Annotated in this window: 17 protein-coding genes and 1 tRNA gene; 3 read left to right on the forward strand and 15 right to left on the reverse strand. The window is 58.8% G+C overall.

All coding sequences use genetic code 11. The features are described 5' to 3' along the window. The first annotated feature begins 1 nt into the window (after position 1). Genes F6S08_RS23710 through F6S08_RS23720 form a run of 3 tightly spaced genes read left to right on the forward strand, consistent with a single transcriptional unit; the run spans position 2 to position 4,808 of the window. On the forward strand, positions 2-1,285 hold the full coding sequence (locus tag F6S08_RS23710; RefSeq protein WP_074847538.1) for a DUF1302 family protein: 1,284 nt from the start codon (positions 2-4) through the stop codon (positions 1,283-1,285). A gap of 47 nt (positions 1,286-1,332) precedes the next feature. After that, on the forward strand, positions 1,333-2,163 hold the full coding sequence (locus tag F6S08_RS23715; protein WP_074847539.1) for an outer membrane lipoprotein-sorting protein: 831 nt from the start codon (positions 1,333-1,335) through the stop codon (positions 2,161-2,163). A gap of 35 nt (positions 2,164-2,198) precedes the next feature. Further along, positions 2,199-4,808, forward strand: a complete 2,610-nt coding sequence (locus F6S08_RS23720) for an efflux RND transporter permease subunit (RefSeq protein WP_315872404.1) — start codon at positions 2,199-2,201, stop codon at positions 4,806-4,808. Positions 4,809-4,910: 102 nt separating this feature from the next. Here the strand turns inward: F6S08_RS23720 and F6S08_RS23725 are convergent, their stop codons facing one another. The 15 genes from F6S08_RS23725 to ruvC form a co-directional block, all read right to left on the reverse strand. Beyond that, positions 4,911-5,294, reverse strand: coding sequence for a MerR family transcriptional regulator (locus tag F6S08_RS23725; protein WP_074847541.1), 384 nt, complete (start codon positions 5,292-5,294; stop codon positions 4,911-4,913). Positions 5,295-5,458: 164 nt separating this feature from the next. Further along, positions 5,459-6,037, reverse strand: a complete 579-nt coding sequence (locus F6S08_RS23730; protein WP_065925899.1) for an NAD(P)H-dependent oxidoreductase — start codon at positions 6,035-6,037, stop codon at positions 5,459-5,461. Between the two features lie 192 nt (positions 6,038-6,229). Then, positions 6,230-6,305: transfer RNA gene (locus F6S08_RS23735), tRNA-Lys, on the reverse strand. Between the two features lie 63 nt (positions 6,306-6,368). Further along, positions 6,369-7,046, reverse strand: coding sequence for a 7-cyano-7-deazaguanine synthase QueC (gene queC / locus F6S08_RS23740; protein WP_065925898.1), 678 nt, complete (start codon positions 7,044-7,046; stop codon positions 6,369-6,371). A gap of 1 nt (position 7,047) precedes the next feature. Next, positions 7,048-7,695: a 7-carboxy-7-deazaguanine synthase QueE gene (queE, locus tag F6S08_RS23745; protein WP_027605545.1), complete on the reverse strand. Its 648-nt coding sequence runs from the start codon at positions 7,693-7,695 to the stop codon at positions 7,048-7,050. 163 nt (positions 7,696-7,858) lie between these two features. After that, on the reverse strand, positions 7,859-8,695 hold the full coding sequence (gene ybgF / locus F6S08_RS23750; RefSeq protein ID WP_027605544.1) for a tol-pal system protein YbgF: 837 nt from the start codon (positions 8,693-8,695) through the stop codon (positions 7,859-7,861). A 6-nt stretch (positions 8,696-8,701) separates the two neighbouring features. Continuing rightward, the gene (gene pal / locus F6S08_RS23755; RefSeq protein WP_003209827.1) at positions 8,702-9,202 is read right to left on the reverse strand and encodes a peptidoglycan-associated lipoprotein Pal; all 501 of its coding nucleotides are present in this window, start codon (positions 9,200-9,202) and stop codon (positions 8,702-8,704) included. A 55-nt stretch (positions 9,203-9,257) separates the two neighbouring features. Further along, entirely contained in the window at positions 9,258-10,538 is a 1,281-nt protein-coding gene (gene tolB, locus F6S08_RS23760; protein ID WP_043293513.1) for a Tol-Pal system beta propeller repeat protein TolB, read from the reverse strand. A gap of 17 nt (positions 10,539-10,555) precedes the next feature. Beyond that, entirely contained in the window at positions 10,556-11,629 is a 1,074-nt protein-coding gene (tolA, locus tag F6S08_RS23765; RefSeq protein ID WP_027605542.1) for a cell envelope integrity protein TolA, read from the reverse strand. Next, a complete protein-coding gene (gene tolR, locus F6S08_RS23770) occupies positions 11,629-12,081 on the reverse strand; it encodes a protein TolR (RefSeq protein WP_161793227.1) in 453 nt (150 codons plus the stop codon). The genes tolA and tolR overlap by 1 nt, the downstream gene beginning before the upstream one ends. Positions 12,082-12,104: 23 nt before the next feature. Further along, positions 12,105-12,800, reverse strand: a complete 696-nt coding sequence (gene tolQ, locus F6S08_RS23775) for a protein TolQ (RefSeq protein ID WP_053135845.1) — start codon at positions 12,798-12,800, stop codon at positions 12,105-12,107. A gap of 1 nt (position 12,801) precedes the next feature. Further along, on the reverse strand, positions 12,802-13,257 hold the full coding sequence (ybgC, locus tag F6S08_RS23780) for a tol-pal system-associated acyl-CoA thioesterase (RefSeq protein WP_032890914.1): 456 nt from the start codon (positions 13,255-13,257) through the stop codon (positions 12,802-12,804). Between the two features lie 140 nt (positions 13,258-13,397). Then, positions 13,398-14,456, reverse strand: coding sequence for a Holliday junction branch migration DNA helicase RuvB (gene ruvB / locus F6S08_RS23785; RefSeq protein WP_065925895.1), 1,059 nt, complete (start codon positions 14,454-14,456; stop codon positions 13,398-13,400). Next, a complete protein-coding gene (gene ruvA, locus F6S08_RS23790; protein ID WP_003175802.1) occupies positions 14,457-15,068 on the reverse strand; it encodes a Holliday junction branch migration protein RuvA in 612 nt (203 codons plus the stop codon). Positions 15,069-15,135: 67 nt separating this feature from the next. Then, on the reverse strand, positions 15,136-15,660 hold the full coding sequence (gene ruvC / locus F6S08_RS23795; protein ID WP_315872405.1) for a crossover junction endodeoxyribonuclease RuvC: 525 nt from the start codon (positions 15,658-15,660) through the stop codon (positions 15,136-15,138). Positions 15,661-15,690: the final 30 nt, after the last annotated feature.

Below are 15,690 nucleotides of genomic sequence, written 5' to 3' on the forward strand. Positions count from 1 at the left end.
CATGAGCACAGCATTGTTCACGCGCAGCCTGTTGCTCGGCCTGGTATCGCTGGCGCCGCGACTGGCCGGTGCAGACCTGTTGCCCGCCCATGCCGATGCGGAAGTAGGACTGGCCAGTGCCTTGCGCCTGCACGGCGACGATCCTGTCACCCAGAAGGCGGCGTATTTCAAGGCCAACCTGGAAGACAACTGGGACAGCGGCTACTACAAGGCCAAGGGCCGGGTGCGCTACGACGCGCGCTATGACGGGCATAACCCTTACAGCCAGGAGGCACGGGATGAATACCGCTTCAGTGCCGACTGGCGACACCTCTACTGGGGCCAGTACCTGGGCGACGGTGAAGTCACCGTAGGTTGGCAGCAAGTGGTCTGGGGCCGCGCCGACGAACTGCGGGTGCTGGACCAGGTCAACCCCATCGACTATCGCGAAGGGGTCACGGCCTTGCTTGAAGACAGCCGCATCGCCGTGCCGATGGTGCGCCTGACCCAGCCCGTGGGCGAGTGGGAAGTGGAAGCCCTGTGGATCACCGACTTCCTGAAAAACCAGGCACCGGCCCAGGGCAGCGAGTTCGACGCACCGCTGTTCGCAGTCCCGGACCCGGACCTGTTCGTGATCGATTCGAAGCCGGACTACAGCGGGCAGAAAGGTTTTTCCTATGGCATGAGCGCCAACGGCAGGATCGGCTCGGTGGACGCCAGTTTTGTCGCCCTCAACGCCCGCCAGCAGGACCCGGTGTATGCGGTCGAAGGCATCGCCGACGATCAGCGCGTGCTCCTGGAGCGCCAGTTCCCACGTTACAGCATGGGCGGCGCAGGCCTGGCGATCGATGCCGGCCACAGCTTCGTGGTGCGCAGCGAGGTGGCCTACTTCGACCGCTGGCACGTCACCAACCCCTACCGCACCCGCGGCAGCAGCCAGAGCCCAATGGTCAAGTCATTGCTGGGGGTCGACTACCTGCTGCGCAACTGGCTGATTTCCGTGCAATGGCAGGAGCAGCAGTTACTGGACTGGCAAATGGGCATGGTGCAGGACAAACGCCAGCCGTTGTTCACCCTGTCCGCCGAGGGCAATCACCTGCGTGACCGCCTCAAGTCCCGCCTGGTCCTGGCCATGTCACCGCCTGCCAAAGACGACGCTTTGCTGCAAGGCATCTTCACCTACACCCCAGTGGACTGGCTGAAGCTGGGCCTGGAGGTGGATGTGTTTTTTGGCAAGGAAGACCGCACTTTTGGCCAGTACCGCCAACGCGATCAACTGCGCGTGTCCGCCGGCTACCTGTTCTGAGCCCTGAACTGATCTCAATAAAACCCTCTTCAAGAAAAGGAAATTCTATGTTGCCGCCCCTCAAGGTCTTGACCGCCAGCCTCCTGATGCTGACCAGCATGGGGGCATTGGCCGCCCCGAACGCCGACGACATCATTCGTCAGGCCCGTGACCGCAATGACGGCAAGAGTTTCATGTCGCAGGTGTCGTTGATCCTGCTCGACAAGCAAGGCAATAGCCGGGTGCGGGAGTTCAGCTACCTGCAAAAGGATTACTCGGACAGTGACAAGTTCACCATGTACTTCTCGGCGCCCAACGATGTGCGCAACGTCGCCTTCCACATCGAAAACCCCCACGAAGCACTGAATGCCGAGGACAGCCAGTGGATGTACCTGCCGGTCAGCCGACAGACCCGTCGGATCTCGACCACCGATAAGCGTGGCGCGTTTATGGGCAGCGATTACTCCTACGCGGACTTGGACAAGATCCGCGCCGAAGACTACCGCCAGACACTGGTGGGCGAGGAGACCATGGGCGGGCGCGAGTGCTACGTCATCGAGCGCACGCCGGTGTCTGCGCAGATTCTCGCCAAGACTGGCTACAACCAGCTCAAGGTGTGGATCGACAAGCAAAACAACCTGGTCATGCGCCAGGATTTCTTCGACGTCAAAGGCGTGATGTTCAAGCAGATGCGTACGCTGAAAGTCGAGACGGTCGATCAAATCGACAGCATCACCCTCAGCGAAACCGAAGACTTCATCGCCGGCACGCGCTCCCAACTGCGGTTCAACCAGTTGCAGTACAACGTCGAACTGGACGATTGGCTGTTCAACCAGACCGCAATCAAGCGCGGCCTGAAAACCGGCGACCTGCCTGAATTTGCCGTATCCGCCCGCTGAATACTGCGCCTGCCTTTCGTGGAACCGATTGAACTATGGAACGATACCTGAACTTCGTTGAGCGTTATGCGCGCACGATTGTATTTGTGCTGGTGGCGATCACGGCCTACTTCACCTATACCCTCGGCTCGCTGATGTCGGACACCAACCCCTACTTGCTCAAGGAAAGCCACCCGGCGCGCAAAACCATTATCGACCTGCAGCACGAGTTCACCGGCACCTATGACTCGGTCATGGTGGCCCAGAGCAATGCGCACAGTGTATTTAACACGCAGTCGCTCAACGCGCAGTTCGAAATCTCCCAGGCCCTTCGCCGGCTGATGCTGGCCAATGCCGACGATGAAGTCGAGTTGCGTCGTGTTGTCGGCCAGCACGAAAACGACAGCCGCGCCCAACTGTTGGCCAGCGATATCCTCGGCGGCGGGTTTAACCAAAACGACTATGCCCAAGCCAAAGCCCTGCGCGATCACGCCCGCAACCAGGGCTGGGCAGAACGAGACCAGCAGTTTCTGACGTTCCTGGCGGAGCGGATTAACCCCATCCAGGAAATGGCCTCGATGGCCGACCTGGAAAACATCAGCCTGAGCGCCGATGGCGAACTGTGGATTCACAAGACCCTGCACGGCCTGGACATGGACCCGCAGGTCGTCGAAGCGCAGATCATGGGCAACGAGCAAATGGTCGGCGGGGTGGTCTCCCCTGACAAGAAAGTCGCGGTGGTGGTGGCCGAGCTGGGCACCAAGCAGGACGACGCCCAGGCGCAACTGCGGGCGTACCAGCAGGTACGCCAGATCGTCGCGGACTATCAGAGCAAACATCCGCAATTCACCGATGAAGTGTTTATTGCCGGGACGCCGATCTTCATCGCAGCCCAACAAGAGATCATCGATCACGACCTGGCGCTGCTGTTTCCTATCGTGTTCCTGCTTGTGACTTCCATGCTGGTGTTTTTCTTTCGCAAGCCGCTGGGTGTGTTCCTGCCGCTGTTCAATATCCTCTTCTGCACGATCTGGACGCTGGGGCTGATGGCCTTGTTAAAAGTGCCCATCGACCTGCTCACCAGTGTGCTGCCGGTATTTTTGTTCACCATCTGCTGCGCCGACGCGATACATGTGATGGCTGAGTACTATGAGCAACTCAATGCCGGCAAGACGTACCGCGAGGCCAACCGCGAGACCATGCGCCGCATGGTCGTACCGGTGGTGCTGACCACCGTGACCACCATCGCCACCTTTATGATCTCCACCACCAACAACATCGTCAGCATCCGAAACTTCGGGGTGTTCATGTCCATCGGGCTGACGGCCGCCCTGATCATCTCGCTGCTGTTGATTCCGGCGTGGATTTCCATCTGGGGCAAAGATCAGCCGCCGCGTAAAACCGTGCACAAAGAGTCGATCATCTCGCGCTACCTGGTAGCTTTCTGTGCCCGCCTGATCCGCTGGCGCAAACCGGTGCTGCTGGTCAGCTTGCCGTTGTTGGCACTGATGACGGTGTTTACCTTCATGGTCGATATCGAAGACTCGGGCATCGCCTACTTCAAGAAAGACAGCCCGGTGCGCGTGTCCGATGAGTTCATCAACCGCTCCCGGATCGCGGGCACGTCCCCCGGCTGGATCGCGTTCGACACCAAGACCCCGCGTGGGGCGTTGACCACGGAGACCGTGCAGTTCCTCGACAAGCTCGATCATTTTCTCAAGTCTCAGCCAAACGTCAGTTACACCTATTCGGTGGCGGCTTACGTCAAGCGCATGAACCTGGTGCTCAATGATATGAACCCCGAGTACCTGCGGGTCCCACAGGCCCTGGAGCAGGTGACATCGGTCAACGATGAGGGGCAGGCGGAAACCTTTGAGGTCGACGGTAACTCGCTTATCGAGCAACACATCATGATGTTCGAGAACGGCGGTGGTTCAGACTTGCAGAACGTACTGAATGCCGACTACTCCAAGGCCTTGACGCTCTACACCATGACCTCTTCGGTGGCCAGCGACTACAAGGCCATGCTCGATCGCCTGGACGCCTGGCTGCTGGTAAACAAGCCGGCCAATCTGCAGGTTACCCATGCCGGTACGCCAAAAATATGGACCGGCATATTGGCCGAGATCACCCAGGGCCAGGTCCTGAGCTTCTCGCTCGCGTTGCTGGTGGTCACGCTGATGATGATGTTCTGGCTGAAGTCCGTCCGGCTGGGCATTCTGGGCATGCTGACGCTGCTGACCACGTCGGTGACGGTGTATGGCTTTATGTACCTGTTGGGCATCGAGCTGAATATCGGCACGACGCTGGTGACGTTCCTGGTCGTGGGTGTGGTGGATTACGCGGTGCACCTGCTGTCGCGCATCAAGCTGCTGGTTCAGCAAGGTATCCACGTGGACGAGGCGATCCTGACGGCGATGCACAGTGTCGGGCGTTCGACAGTGGTCAACGTGGTGATTTTCTCGGTGGGCTTCCTTGCCCTGCTGTTTTCCGCCTACAAGCCGGTCATTGACTTGGGAACACTGGTAGCGCTGGCCCTCTTCTCCAGCGGCGTCATGACCATCCTGTTAGTGACCTTGATATCTCCGTGGTTCTTTGCAGCCATTGTGCCCGAGCAGCGCACTGATGAACGCGAGCACCCAGGACGCGAGGGCGCCTTGAGCTAGAGGCTGGAACGGACGACGCCGGCCATAGCCATTGAGTAACCAGGGGTTGCCGGCGTTTCCGAACAGCACACAACGCTTCATGAGGTCATGCAGCACGTTCGTTCAGGCCGTTTTGGAAAGATGTTCAAACTGGCATTGATACTGGGCGTCCTTGAGGCTGCTCTCGAACTGTTCAAGGCCGTCGTAGATACTTTGCAAGCCTTCGATCTGGTTTTTCAGTTCCAGCTTTTTATCCGCAATCGCCTGGTTGGCCAAATCCCACGGCAGCTCCTGGCCCCGGTGATCCTGAAGGATCGCCTGCATTTCCTTGAGCTTGAAGCCCAACTGCTGAGCGCATTTGATAAACGTCAGCAGCTCAACGCTTTGCTGGCTATAGACCCGATACTTCCCTTCGCGCACCGGCGGCGGCAGCAAACCAATGTCTTCATAGTGGCGGATCGTCTTGACTGTCGTGCCCGACAACTGGGCAGCTTTGCCGATATACATGTAAAAGTCCTTTTTTTATGGCGCAGAAGAGGCGCGTACTTTGGCGCGCCGCATCTTCACACATGTCTACGGGGTCGGAAACCCGAAGGTGGCAAAAGGCAGTGTAATTGGCAGGGATAAAGCCGGCATCGCCTGCTGCAAGGCGATGCTGTGCAACGGCTATGTCAGCGGCAAGCAATAGCCTGGGCTTGCTTGAGCCAGGCTTCGCGCTGGGAGTCGCCGGAACCGAGGATCGGCCCGAACGTGAGGGTCTTCAATGGTTTGATGCCGCAGAACTCCAGGGTAGTCTTGCGCATCTGGTGCAGGCCCGGCATGCAGTAGACCCACTTGTAGTACCACGGCGGGGTATCCATCGTGACCAGCAGGTGGGCCGTGCGCCCCTTCAAAAGCTTGTCGGGAAAGGCTTTGCCTTCGCGATACTTGAAGGCAAATCCGGGAAGGAATATTCGATCGAAGAAGCCTTTCATCAGGGCCGGAATTCCGCCCCACCAGATGGGATAGACAAACGCCAGGTGCTCAGCCCACGTGATATCGGCCTGGGCCTTGAGCAGATCGGGCTCCAGCAACTGAACCTGTTTGTAGCCATCGTGCAGCACTGGATCAAACCGCAGTGCATCCAGGCGTAACAGACGCACATCGTGCCCGGCCTCTGTGGCCGCCTTCACATAGGTGTCGGTCAATGCCCCACAGAAACTGTCGGTTGAGGGGTGCCCCAGAATCACCAGTACTCGCTTGCTCATCATCACTTCATCCTGAAAAGTCGAGCGGGCAGGATAGGGTGTGCCCGTAACAGGAGAGTCAACAGGGAGGTTTGCCAAATGCTGGTATAGCTTGGGTGCATTGCGCACCGGCAGGTAAGCACCAAATCGCAGGCAAAAAAAAACCCGGAAATCCTCACTTGCGTGGGCCTTCCGGATTTTCTAAACCGCCAAAAATGGTGGGTCGTGTGGGATTCGAACCTACGACCAATTGGTTAAAAGCCAACTGCTCTACCAACTGAGCTAACGACCCGCTGTGTGGTGGCGCGTATAATACTGATTTCTAAGGATTATTCAACACCTTATTTGAAATAAATCAGAAATAACGCGTCGGGTCCGTAATTCCGGCCATTTGGAAGCCCTCTGCACGCAGCCGGCAGCTGTCGCATTTCCCACAGGCACGGCCGTCATCGTCTGCCTGATAGCAGGAAACTGTCAGCGAGTAATCGACACCGAGTCCTACGCCAGCCTTCACGATAGCGGCCTTGCTCAGGTTTTGCAGCGGTGCCTGGATCCGGAAACCCTGCCCTTCTACCCCGGCTTTTGTCGCCAAATTGGCCATACGCTCGAACGACTCGACGTATTCGGGGCGGCAGTCCGGGTAGCCGTTGTAATCAAGCGCGTTAACCCCGATGAAGATGTCACGGGCACTCAGAACCTCCGCCCAGCCCAGGGCCAGGGACAGGAACACGGTGTTGCGTGCCGGTACGTAGGTAACCGGGATGCCTTGGGTGGGGGCCTCTGGGACGTCGATAGTGCTGTCGGTCAAGGCCGAGCCACCCATGCCGTCGAGGTTCAGGCCAATCACCTTGTGTTCGACCACGCCCAAGTCTCGGGCCACACGGGCGGCTGCATCCAGCTCGGCGCGGTGGCGCTGACCGTAGTCGAAGCTCATGGTGTAACAGCTGTAACCTTCGGCGCGAACCATGGCCACTAGCGTTGCGGAATCGAGGCCACCTGACAGCAGGATGACCGCGCGCTTTTGATCAGTCATCTCAGCGCCCCGGTTCGTCGTTCCACAGGTATTTATGCAGCTGCAATTGCAGGCGTACGGGCAGGTTATCGGCAACCACCCAGTCGGCCAGATCGCGCGCGTTCAGGTCGTGGTGGCTGGGAGAGAACAATACCTCACCGGCACGGCGGTCAAGGCCGTACTGGATCAGCTTGGAATTGGCCCAGTCGTAGTCTTCACGGGAACAAATCACGAACTTGACCTGATCGTTGGGCGTCAGCAGTTCGATGTTCTCGTAGCGGTTGCGGTGCACTTCCTTGGAGCCCGGCGTCTTGAGGTCAACTACTCGGCTGACACGCGGGTCTACAGCGGAAATATCCAGGGCCCCACTGGTTTCCAGGGAGACCTCGTAACCTGCATCACACAGCTGTTTGAGCAAGGGGATGGCGTTGGGCTGGGCCAGGGGCTCGCCACCCGTTACACAGACGTAGCGGGGCCGGTAGCCGGCAACCTGCTCCAGGATGTCTTCGAGGGTGCGCACAGTGCCGCCACTGAAGGCGTAGGCGCTGTCACAGTATTGGCAACGCAAGGGGCAACCGGTCAGGCGCACAAAAACCGTGGGCAGGCCAGCGGTTCGCGTTTCACCCTGTAACGAGTAAAAAACTTCGGTGATGCGTAATGTGTCTTGCATAGTCGCCACGGGCGTAACAGCTAAACAGGCTGTCCGCCTCCGTCAGGCACTTCAAGGAACCCCGCCAACGCGTAGGCCCCAGGAAGCGTGTGTCATAAAAGGGCGTGGATTCTAACGAAAAAACCCGCGCCAGGCGCGGGTTTCTTCTAAACGGCTGCATCGCTTACAAGCGTTGCAGATCCCGTTGGGCCAACTGTGCAGCGGAGGTACCCGGATATTGGGCTACAACCTGCTGCAGAATGCCTTTGACCTTGTCGGTATGACCCAGGCGGCGTTCTACGTCAGCGAGTTTATACAGCGAGTCGGGCACCTTGGCGTGCTTGGGGTACAGCTGGCTGACCTTGGCAAATGCCTGGCCCGCCCCCTGCAGATCACCCTTTGCCAGATTCACCTCGCCCAACCAGTATTGGGCGTTGCCCGCGTACTGGCTGTTTGGGTAGCGGCCCAGGAAGGCGGTAAAGGCTTTGCTGGCCTTATCGAAATCCTTGGCCTTGATCAGGTCGAAGGCTGCATCGTAATACAGCTTTTCCTTCGCCGGATCACCCGGTTCACTGCTGGCGGCAGGGGCTTGGCTCGCAGCGGCGGCCCCTGCTGCTGCACCACCGATAGCCGCGCTGGGCGCGCCACCGGCAGAAGAATTATCAGGAGTAGCGGCAGGTGTAACACCGGCTCCTATACGTCGATCAAGATCCTGGTAACGCTCCAGGCCTTCCTGCTTCAGCTGACGCACCTCATTTTGCAGAACTTCAATGGTGCCTTGTTGCTGCGCCAATTGATCCTGCATGCGTTGCAGCTGGTTGAACAGTTCGCCCTGTGCCGAGGGAGCGGACGTAGCCGCCCCCCCAGCATAGGCGCCATTCGTGCCATAACCCGCTGGCGGATAACTGCTCCCGCTATTGTTATAGCCAGAGTTGCTATCTTCCACAGGAACCGCAGCCCACACCGCAAGCGGGGCGAGGCTGAGAGCCAATACAGTTAGAGCACGACGGCACGTTCGCATGACGAATTACTTACGCAGTTCGACGCGACGGTTTTGAGCCCAGGACTGCTCGTCGTGGCCAGTAGCAACTGGACGCTCTTTACCGTAGGAAACCAGTTCCAGTTGGCCTGGAGCAACACCTTGCAGTACCAGGTAGCGCTGAACGGCTTTCGCACGACGCTCGCCCAGTGCCATGTTGTACTCACGAGTACCACGTTCGTCAGTGTTACCTTCCAGAACAACGCGAGCGCCGTTAGCTTTCAGGTCCTTCGCGTGAACGTCCAGAGCGCGCATGGCTTCTGGTTTCAGGTCCGAACTGTCGTATTCGAAGTAGAAAGTGGTGATAGCGCGCAGAGCAGCTTCTTCGCTCAGGGAGCCGTCAACTGCACCAGTGTTAGCGCCGTAACCAGCGTTTGGATCAACAGCTGCGCCTTCACCGGCATTGTCGCCGCCTTTAGACGAGCAACCAACGGCTACGGACAGAGCCAGAGCCAGAGCAGCAAACTTACCAAACTTCAGCATTTCCATCGTGAAACTCCTAATGAACCCCAGTGTGTTAAGTACTTCTTTTTGTAGCGCCGCGTCAGTTCAGGTAAGGGGACCAGGACGGTTCTCTGACTTCGCCTTGTGCGGTAGGAAGCGGGAGCCTTACGCGTCCATTAATGGACACGAGCATCAAGACTCCCCGGCCCTGCTGGCGGGTGGCGTAGATTACCATGGTGCCGTTGGGCGCAACAGTAGCTGACTCATCAAGGTTGGTATCTGTGAGGATTTTTACCGTTCCACGCTGCAAATCCTGGGCCGCAACCCGGAAATTAGTGAAACCATCCTGACGGTGAATCATCACCAACGTCTTTTCATCAGCCGAAAGCTTAGGATTGGCGTTGTAGTTACCGATAAAGGTCACGCGTTCCGCGCCCCCACCGCCAACGCTGGTCTTGTAGATCTGTGGCTTGCCGCCGCGGTCCGAGGTGAAGTAGATGGTCGAACCATCCTTGCCCCAGAACGGTTCGGTATTGATACCAGGACCGCTGGTCACGCGGCTGATCTGGCGCGAAGCCATGTTCATCACGTAGATGTCCGGGTTGCCGTCCTTGGACAGTACGAATGCCAGGCGCGAACCATCCGGCGACCAGGCCGGTGCACCGTTGAGGCCTTCAAAGTTGGTGATCTGCTCACGACGGCCAGTATCGATGTGCTGGACGAAGATACGCGGACGCTTCTGTTCGAAAGACACGTAGGCAATACGCTTGCCGTCCGGCGCGAAGCGCGGCGACAGGATTGGCTCACGGGATTGCAGCAAGGTCACTGCCCGCGCACCGTCGTAGTCCGAACGCTGCAGGGTGTAGCGAGTGTTGTCTACGGAGAAACGCTCGGCCGTTACATAAAGCAGGCGTGTCGAGAACGCCCCCTTGATACCGGTGAGTTTTTCAAACGACTGGTCCGAGATGTAGTGGGCCATGTCGCGCAGTTGTTCGGCGGTACCCGATACGCTGCCGGTCAGGACCTGCTGCTCAGTGGCCACGTTGAACAAGGTGTACTGGATCTGCAGGCGACCGCCGGCCGGCGTGATGCTGCCGACCATCAGGTACTGCGCGCCCACCGCTTTCCAATCACGGAAGATGACTTCGCTGGCCTGGGTCGGCTGGCTGATCATGTTGCCTTTCGGAATCGGTGCGTAGTAACCGGAATTGCGCAGGTCGTCGCTGACGATCTGGGCCATGTCGTCCGGCAGCACGCTGCCGCCCTGCCAGCCAAACGGCACTACCGCGATCGGGGTGGCCCGATCGCTGCCGCTGGTGACCAGGATGTTCTTTTCATCCGCCGCCGCTATCCCTGCCATACAGCAAATAACGACAAGCATTCCTCGAAGAAGGTTTCTCACAAGGCTAGATCCTCAGGTGTGAATGTCATCTTGAATGAACGATAGGGAGCGAAGTCGCTTGGTTTCATTCCCTGCATCTCGGTCAACCGGCCAATATTCTTGACCGCGGCAACCGCCGAACTGTCGAACGAACCGTCACCACTGGACTTGGCCACGCTGACCGAAGTCACCGTACCGTCCGGCAACATGCCGATCTGCAGCACTACTGTCATGCCTTTGCGTGCCGAAGGTGGACGTGTCCAGCCTTCTGCTGCCCGCGCCCGAATCAGGTCGTCGAAACTGCCCGCGACTTCATCACCACGCTCATCGGCCAAGGCTTGCTGACGCTGCGGCGTGTCGGAGAGCAAATCTGCCAAGGCCTGGGCCTTTTTCTCTTCGGCGGATTTACGCGCTGCTTCCTGGGCCTTTTTCTTGCTGGCATCGGCGGCAGCTTTCTTCTTCGCGTCGTCGGCGATTTTCTTCTTCGCCTCGTCTGCTTCAGCTTTTTTCTTGGCGTCTTCGGCGGCTTTCTTCTTCGCGTCTTCGACTATTTTCTTCTTGGCGTCTTCAGCGGCCTTTTTCTTGGCCTCTTCTTCGGCAGCCTTCTTGGCTTCTTCTTCAGATTTCTTCTTGGCTATATCAGCCAATTGTTTCTCTTCAGCTTTTTTAGCTTCGGCAGCTTTCTCGGCTTTCTTGGCTTCATCAGCCTTTTTCGCCTCGTCGGCCTTCTTGGCTTCGTCAGCCTTTTTCGATTCCTCGGCCTTTTGAGCCGCCTCTTCTTTCTTTTGTTCCGCAGCAGCCTTCACCGCTTCCTGCTCGACCTTCTTCTGTTCCATCTGTTCGACTTCAGTCTGGCGCGCAGCCGACTTCTGGGCCTCACCCGCAATCTTCTGATTGGTCTGGGTGGTGGCCTGGCTTTTCGATTTCAGCTGATACAGGGTCGCCTGCACGATCGGCTTGGCTGGCGGCAGGTCCGGAGTCATGGCAAAGCTGACGAACAGCATGCCAAAGACCAGGACGTGCAGGGCAATTGCCCAGACGCTAGGCCAGAAGAAGCTTTCCGAGGCGGACGGCTCTCGCTGTTGGTGCATCAGGGCGCCTCGGTAATCAAGCCAACGTTACCGACGCCGGCCTTCTGCAGCCCGCCCATGGCGCCCATGACGGAACCGTAGTCGACCGACTTGTCGCCGCGGATGAACACCTGGGTGTGCTTGCCGCCTTCGTTGCCGGAGCGAATGATCTTGGTCACCGCATCGGTCATCGCCGGCAGGGTCAAGGCCTTGTCCTGTTGCTTCTGGGTGTCGACTTCGCTGCCAAGGTTCCAGTAATAGGTCTTGTCAGCCTTGATCGAAATGGTCAGGACCTGAGTGTTGTTGTCCTGCGGCAAGGCTTCACTGGAAACCTTGGGCAGATCAACCTTCACGCCCTGGTTGAGCATCGGCGCGGTCACCATGAAGATCACCAGCAGCACCAGCATCACGTCGATGTAGGGTACTACGTTCATCTCGGCGACCGGCTTGCGCTTTTTGCGAGCTCGAGCGATTAAAGCCATTGGGAATTACCTGCTTATTCTTCGCTGGTGTGCACTTTACGGTGCAGGATCGCCTGGAACTCATCGGCGAAGGTGTAGTAACGGCTGATCAACGTTTCGCTGGTTGCAGCAAAGCGGTTGTAGGCAATTACTGCGGGGATAGCGGCGAACAGGCCGATCGCGGTGGCGATCAGGGCTTCGGCAATACCCGGGGCCACGGTGGCCAGGGTCGCTTGCTGGGCCTGGGCCAGGCCGCGGAACGAGTTCATGATCCCCCACACCGTACCGAACAGGCCGATGTACGGGCTGACGGAACCGACGGTAGCGAGGAACGGCAGGCTCTGCTCCAGTTTCTCTTCTTCACGGGAAATGGCGACGCGCATGGCACGGGCCACGCCTTCCATGACCGCTTCCGGATCAACACCCGGCTGCTGGCGCAGGCGCGAGAATTCCTTGAAGCCCGCGCGGAAGATCTGCTCGACGCCCGAGTCCGGGTCCGGGTTGCTGCCGGCCTGGCGGTACAGCTTGGACAGGTCGATACCCGACCAGAAGCGCTCTTCAAAGCTCTCCAGGGCACGTCGACCGGCGCGCAGCAGGTTGCTGCGCTGAAAAATCATGACCCAAGAGGTAACCGATGCGGCTACCAGGGTCAGCATCACCAGTTGAACCACGACACTGGCATTGCTGACCAGGCTCCACATGGAGGAATGGTCGACGACGGTAGGTTCCACGCTAAATCTCCTGCTTTGATTGTTTACCCGCGCCGCTCACGGCGGCAAAGGCCGCACGTAGAGTTTCGGGAATGGCCCGAGGCTTCAAACTATTGGTGCGCACACACGCCACCAGGAACTGCCCCTCACAGAGCAGCGTTGCATCCGTTGCCCGCCTGACCTGCTGCTTGAAACGCAGGCTGGCACGGTTCAATTCGATTACTTCAGCGCTGACCAGCAGCTCGTCGTCCAGTCGCGCCGGTGCGTGGTAACGCGCCTCGCTGGAATGCACGACGAATAACAGGTCCTCCCCTGCCAGCTGGGATTGGGCAAAGCCCAGCTCCCGTAGCCGCTCGGTACGAGCCCGCTCCATGAACTTGAGATAATTGACGTAATACACGATGCCGCCGGCATCGGTGTCCTCGTAATAAACGCGACAGCGATGTGCGAACGACTGATCCCCGTTTTGCGCGCGCATACTCTAGTGCTTACTCCTCAGGTTGCCAATCCGGTGGGGCAACTGTTTTTTCATTCTCGAAAAACATATCCAGTGACTGAATGACGACGCCAGCCACTAGGACAGCACAAACATCGAATAAATCGACTGGCGTGAAGCTTTTAATCGTCCACTGCATCAAGGAATTCGTCTACCACGGGCATCTCCCCCAATCGTGACGGAATGTTTAACCCGAAGTGCAGATAGGCATGGCGCGTCACCACCCGCCCCCTTGGCGTACGCATGATATAGCCCTGCTGGATCAGGTACGGCTCCAGCACATCTTCGATGGTATGGCGCTCTTCACTGATGGCCGCCGCCAGGCTGTCGACACCCACCGGGCCGCCGTCGAACTTCTCGATCATGGTCAAGAGCAGGCGTCGATCCTGATGATCGAAGCCGTGCTCGTCCACATCCAGCAGGTTCAAGGCCAGGTCCGCCACGGCCTTGGTGATATGCCCCTTGGCCCGTACTTCGGCAAAGTCACGCACACGACGCAACAAGCGGTTGGCAATCCGTGGCGTGCCCCGGGCCCGACGAGCGATTTCAAACGCGCCCTCCGGGTCCAGGGGCAGGCCGAGAATACTGGCCGAACGGCTGACAATGGTCGCCAGATCGGTAGTGCTATAAAACTCCAGACGTTGAACGATGCCGAAACGGTCTCGCAGCGGGTTGGTCAGCATGCCCGCACGGGTCGTCGCGCCCACCAGCGTGAACGGTGGCAAGTCGAGCTTGATCGAGCGGGCCGCCGGGCCTTCGCCGATCATGATGTCGAGCTGGAAATCTTCCATCGCCGGGTACAGCACTTCCTCGACGATAGGCGAGAGCCGGTGGATCTCGTCGATGAACAGCACGTCATGGGGCTCGAGGTTGGTGAGCAACGCCGCCAAATCACCTGGCCGCTCCAGCACCGGGCCGGAGGTGGACTTGATCGACACGCCCATTTCCTGGGCAATGATGTTGGCCAGGGTGGTTTTACCCAGCCCCGGCGGGCCGAAGATCAAGGTATGGTCCAAGGACTCACTGCGCCCGCGCGCGGCCTGGATAAACAACTCCATCTGCTCGCGCACGGTGGGCTGGCCGATGTAGTCGGCAAGGCTCAAGGGCCGGATGGCGCGGTCCTGGACTTCTTCACGGTCACGAGGCCCGGTGGCCGCGATCAGACGATCAGCTTCAATCACTTAAATCATTCCCTTCAGGGCTCGGCGGATCATGTCTTCGCTGCTCAGGTTCTTGTCCTTGATGGCCGAGACGGCCTTGCTGGCCTCCTGGGGTTTGTAGCCCAGGGAGATCAGCGCACTGACGGCGTCGCTTTCAGCACTCGCGACCTGGCCCGCCGGCATATCCGGCTGGTTCGGCACCAGGGCGAACATGCTCGGCACCACTTCCCAGGCCTTGAAGCGGTCCTTGAGTTCTACCAACAGGCGCTCGGCGGTTTTCTTGCCCACGCCCGGTACCTTGGTCAGCGCTGAGGTGTCCTGGGCCGAAACGGCTCGTACCAGCTCATCCACTTCCAGGCTCGACATCAACGCCAGGGCCAATTTAGGCCCCACGCCATTAAGGCGAATCAGTTCGCGGAAGAAGTCGCGGTCGCGCTTGCCAATGAAACCATAGAGTAGTTGCGCGTCTTCGCGCACCACCAGATGGGTATGCAGCGTTATAGGTTCACCGACCGACGGCAGGCGGTACAGGGTGGTCATGGGCACTTCCAGCTCATACCCCAGCCCGTTTACATCCAGAATCAGGTGCGGCGGCTGTTTCTCAGCCAGGGTGCCGCGCAAGCGTCCAATCACGGTTCAGATCCTTAAAGCTTGGGGTCAGAGCGAGGCCTGACCGGAAATAACGATTGCGCTGATGCTATCAGAGACGCAGGCGCCCGCCACGACTGCGTGCCATGCCCAGGCCGTGAGGCAGCAGGCTGGAGCGCGTGTGTGCATGGCAAATGGCAATGGCCAGGGCGTCGGAGGCATCGATCTGCGGCTTTGAGGTGAGCTTGAGCATGTGCATGACCATCATCTGCACCTGCTCTTTATTGGCCCCACCGGTGCCGACCACGGCCTGCTTGACCTGGGTCGCGGTGTATTCGGCGATTTCCATGCCCTCTTCGGCCCCTGCCACGATGGCGGCGCCACGGGCTTGTCCGAGTTTAAGGGCTGAGTCAGCGTTTTTTGCCATGAACACTTTTTCGATGCCCATGGTGACCGGTCCGTAGGTCTGGATCACTTCACGCACGCCGCGATAGACGATCTGCAGGCGCTCAGCCAACTCGCCTGCGCCGGTACGGATACAGCCCGAAGCGACGTAGACGCAGCCGCGCGGGGTGTGTTGCACCACACCAAAACCGGTGATGCGCGAACCGGGGTCGATACCTAGGATTAAAGTCATAACGCCTGCAGGTCGGATAAACACATTTTT

The organism is Pseudomonas sp. JV449 (genome assembly GCF_032424295.1).
GTDB classification, from domain to species: Bacteria; Pseudomonadota; Gammaproteobacteria; order Pseudomonadales; family Pseudomonadaceae; genus Aquipseudomonas; species Aquipseudomonas marginalis.

Excerpts from the sequence above, each read along its gene's own strand:
- F6S08_RS23710 (WP_074847538.1), top strand. The coding sequence starts at position 2 with ATGAGCACAGCATTGTTCACGCGCAGCCTGTTGCTCGGCCTGGTATCG.
- F6S08_RS23715 (WP_074847539.1), top strand. The coding sequence starts at position 1,333 with ATGTTGCCGCCCCTCAAGGTCTTGACCGCCAGCCTCCTGATGCTGACC.
- F6S08_RS23720 (WP_315872404.1), top strand. The coding sequence starts at position 2,199 with ATGGAACGATACCTGAACTTCGTTGAGCGTTATGCGCGCACGATTGTA.
- F6S08_RS23725 (WP_074847541.1), bottom strand. The coding sequence starts at position 5,294 with ATGTATATCGGCAAAGCTGCCCAGTTGTCGGGCACGACAGTCAAGACG.
- F6S08_RS23730 (WP_065925899.1), bottom strand. The coding sequence starts at position 6,037 with ATGATGAGCAAGCGAGTACTGGTGATTCTGGGGCACCCCTCAACCGAC.
- queC (WP_065925898.1), bottom strand. The coding sequence starts at position 7,046 with ATGACTGATCAAAAGCGCGCGGTCATCCTGCTGTCAGGTGGCCTCGAT.
- queE (WP_027605545.1), bottom strand. The coding sequence starts at position 7,695 with ATGCAAGACACATTACGCATCACCGAAGTTTTTTACTCGTTACAGGGT.
- ybgF (WP_027605544.1), bottom strand. The coding sequence starts at position 8,695 with ATGCGAACGTGCCGTCGTGCTCTAACTGTATTGGCTCTCAGCCTCGCC.
- pal (WP_003209827.1), bottom strand. The coding sequence starts at position 9,202 with ATGGAAATGCTGAAGTTTGGTAAGTTTGCTGCTCTGGCTCTGGCTCTG.
- tolB (WP_043293513.1), bottom strand. The coding sequence starts at position 10,538 with ATGCTTGTCGTTATTTGCTGTATGGCAGGGATAGCGGCGGCGGATGAA.
- tolA (WP_027605542.1), bottom strand. The coding sequence starts at position 11,629 with ATGCACCAACAGCGAGAGCCGTCCGCCTCGGAAAGCTTCTTCTGGCCT.
- ybgC (WP_032890914.1), bottom strand. The coding sequence starts at position 13,257 with ATGCGCGCGCAAAACGGGGATCAGTCGTTCGCACATCGCTGTCGCGTT.
- ruvC (WP_315872405.1), bottom strand. The coding sequence starts at position 15,660 with ATGACTTTAATCCTAGGTATCGACCCCGGTTCGCGCATCACCGGTTTT.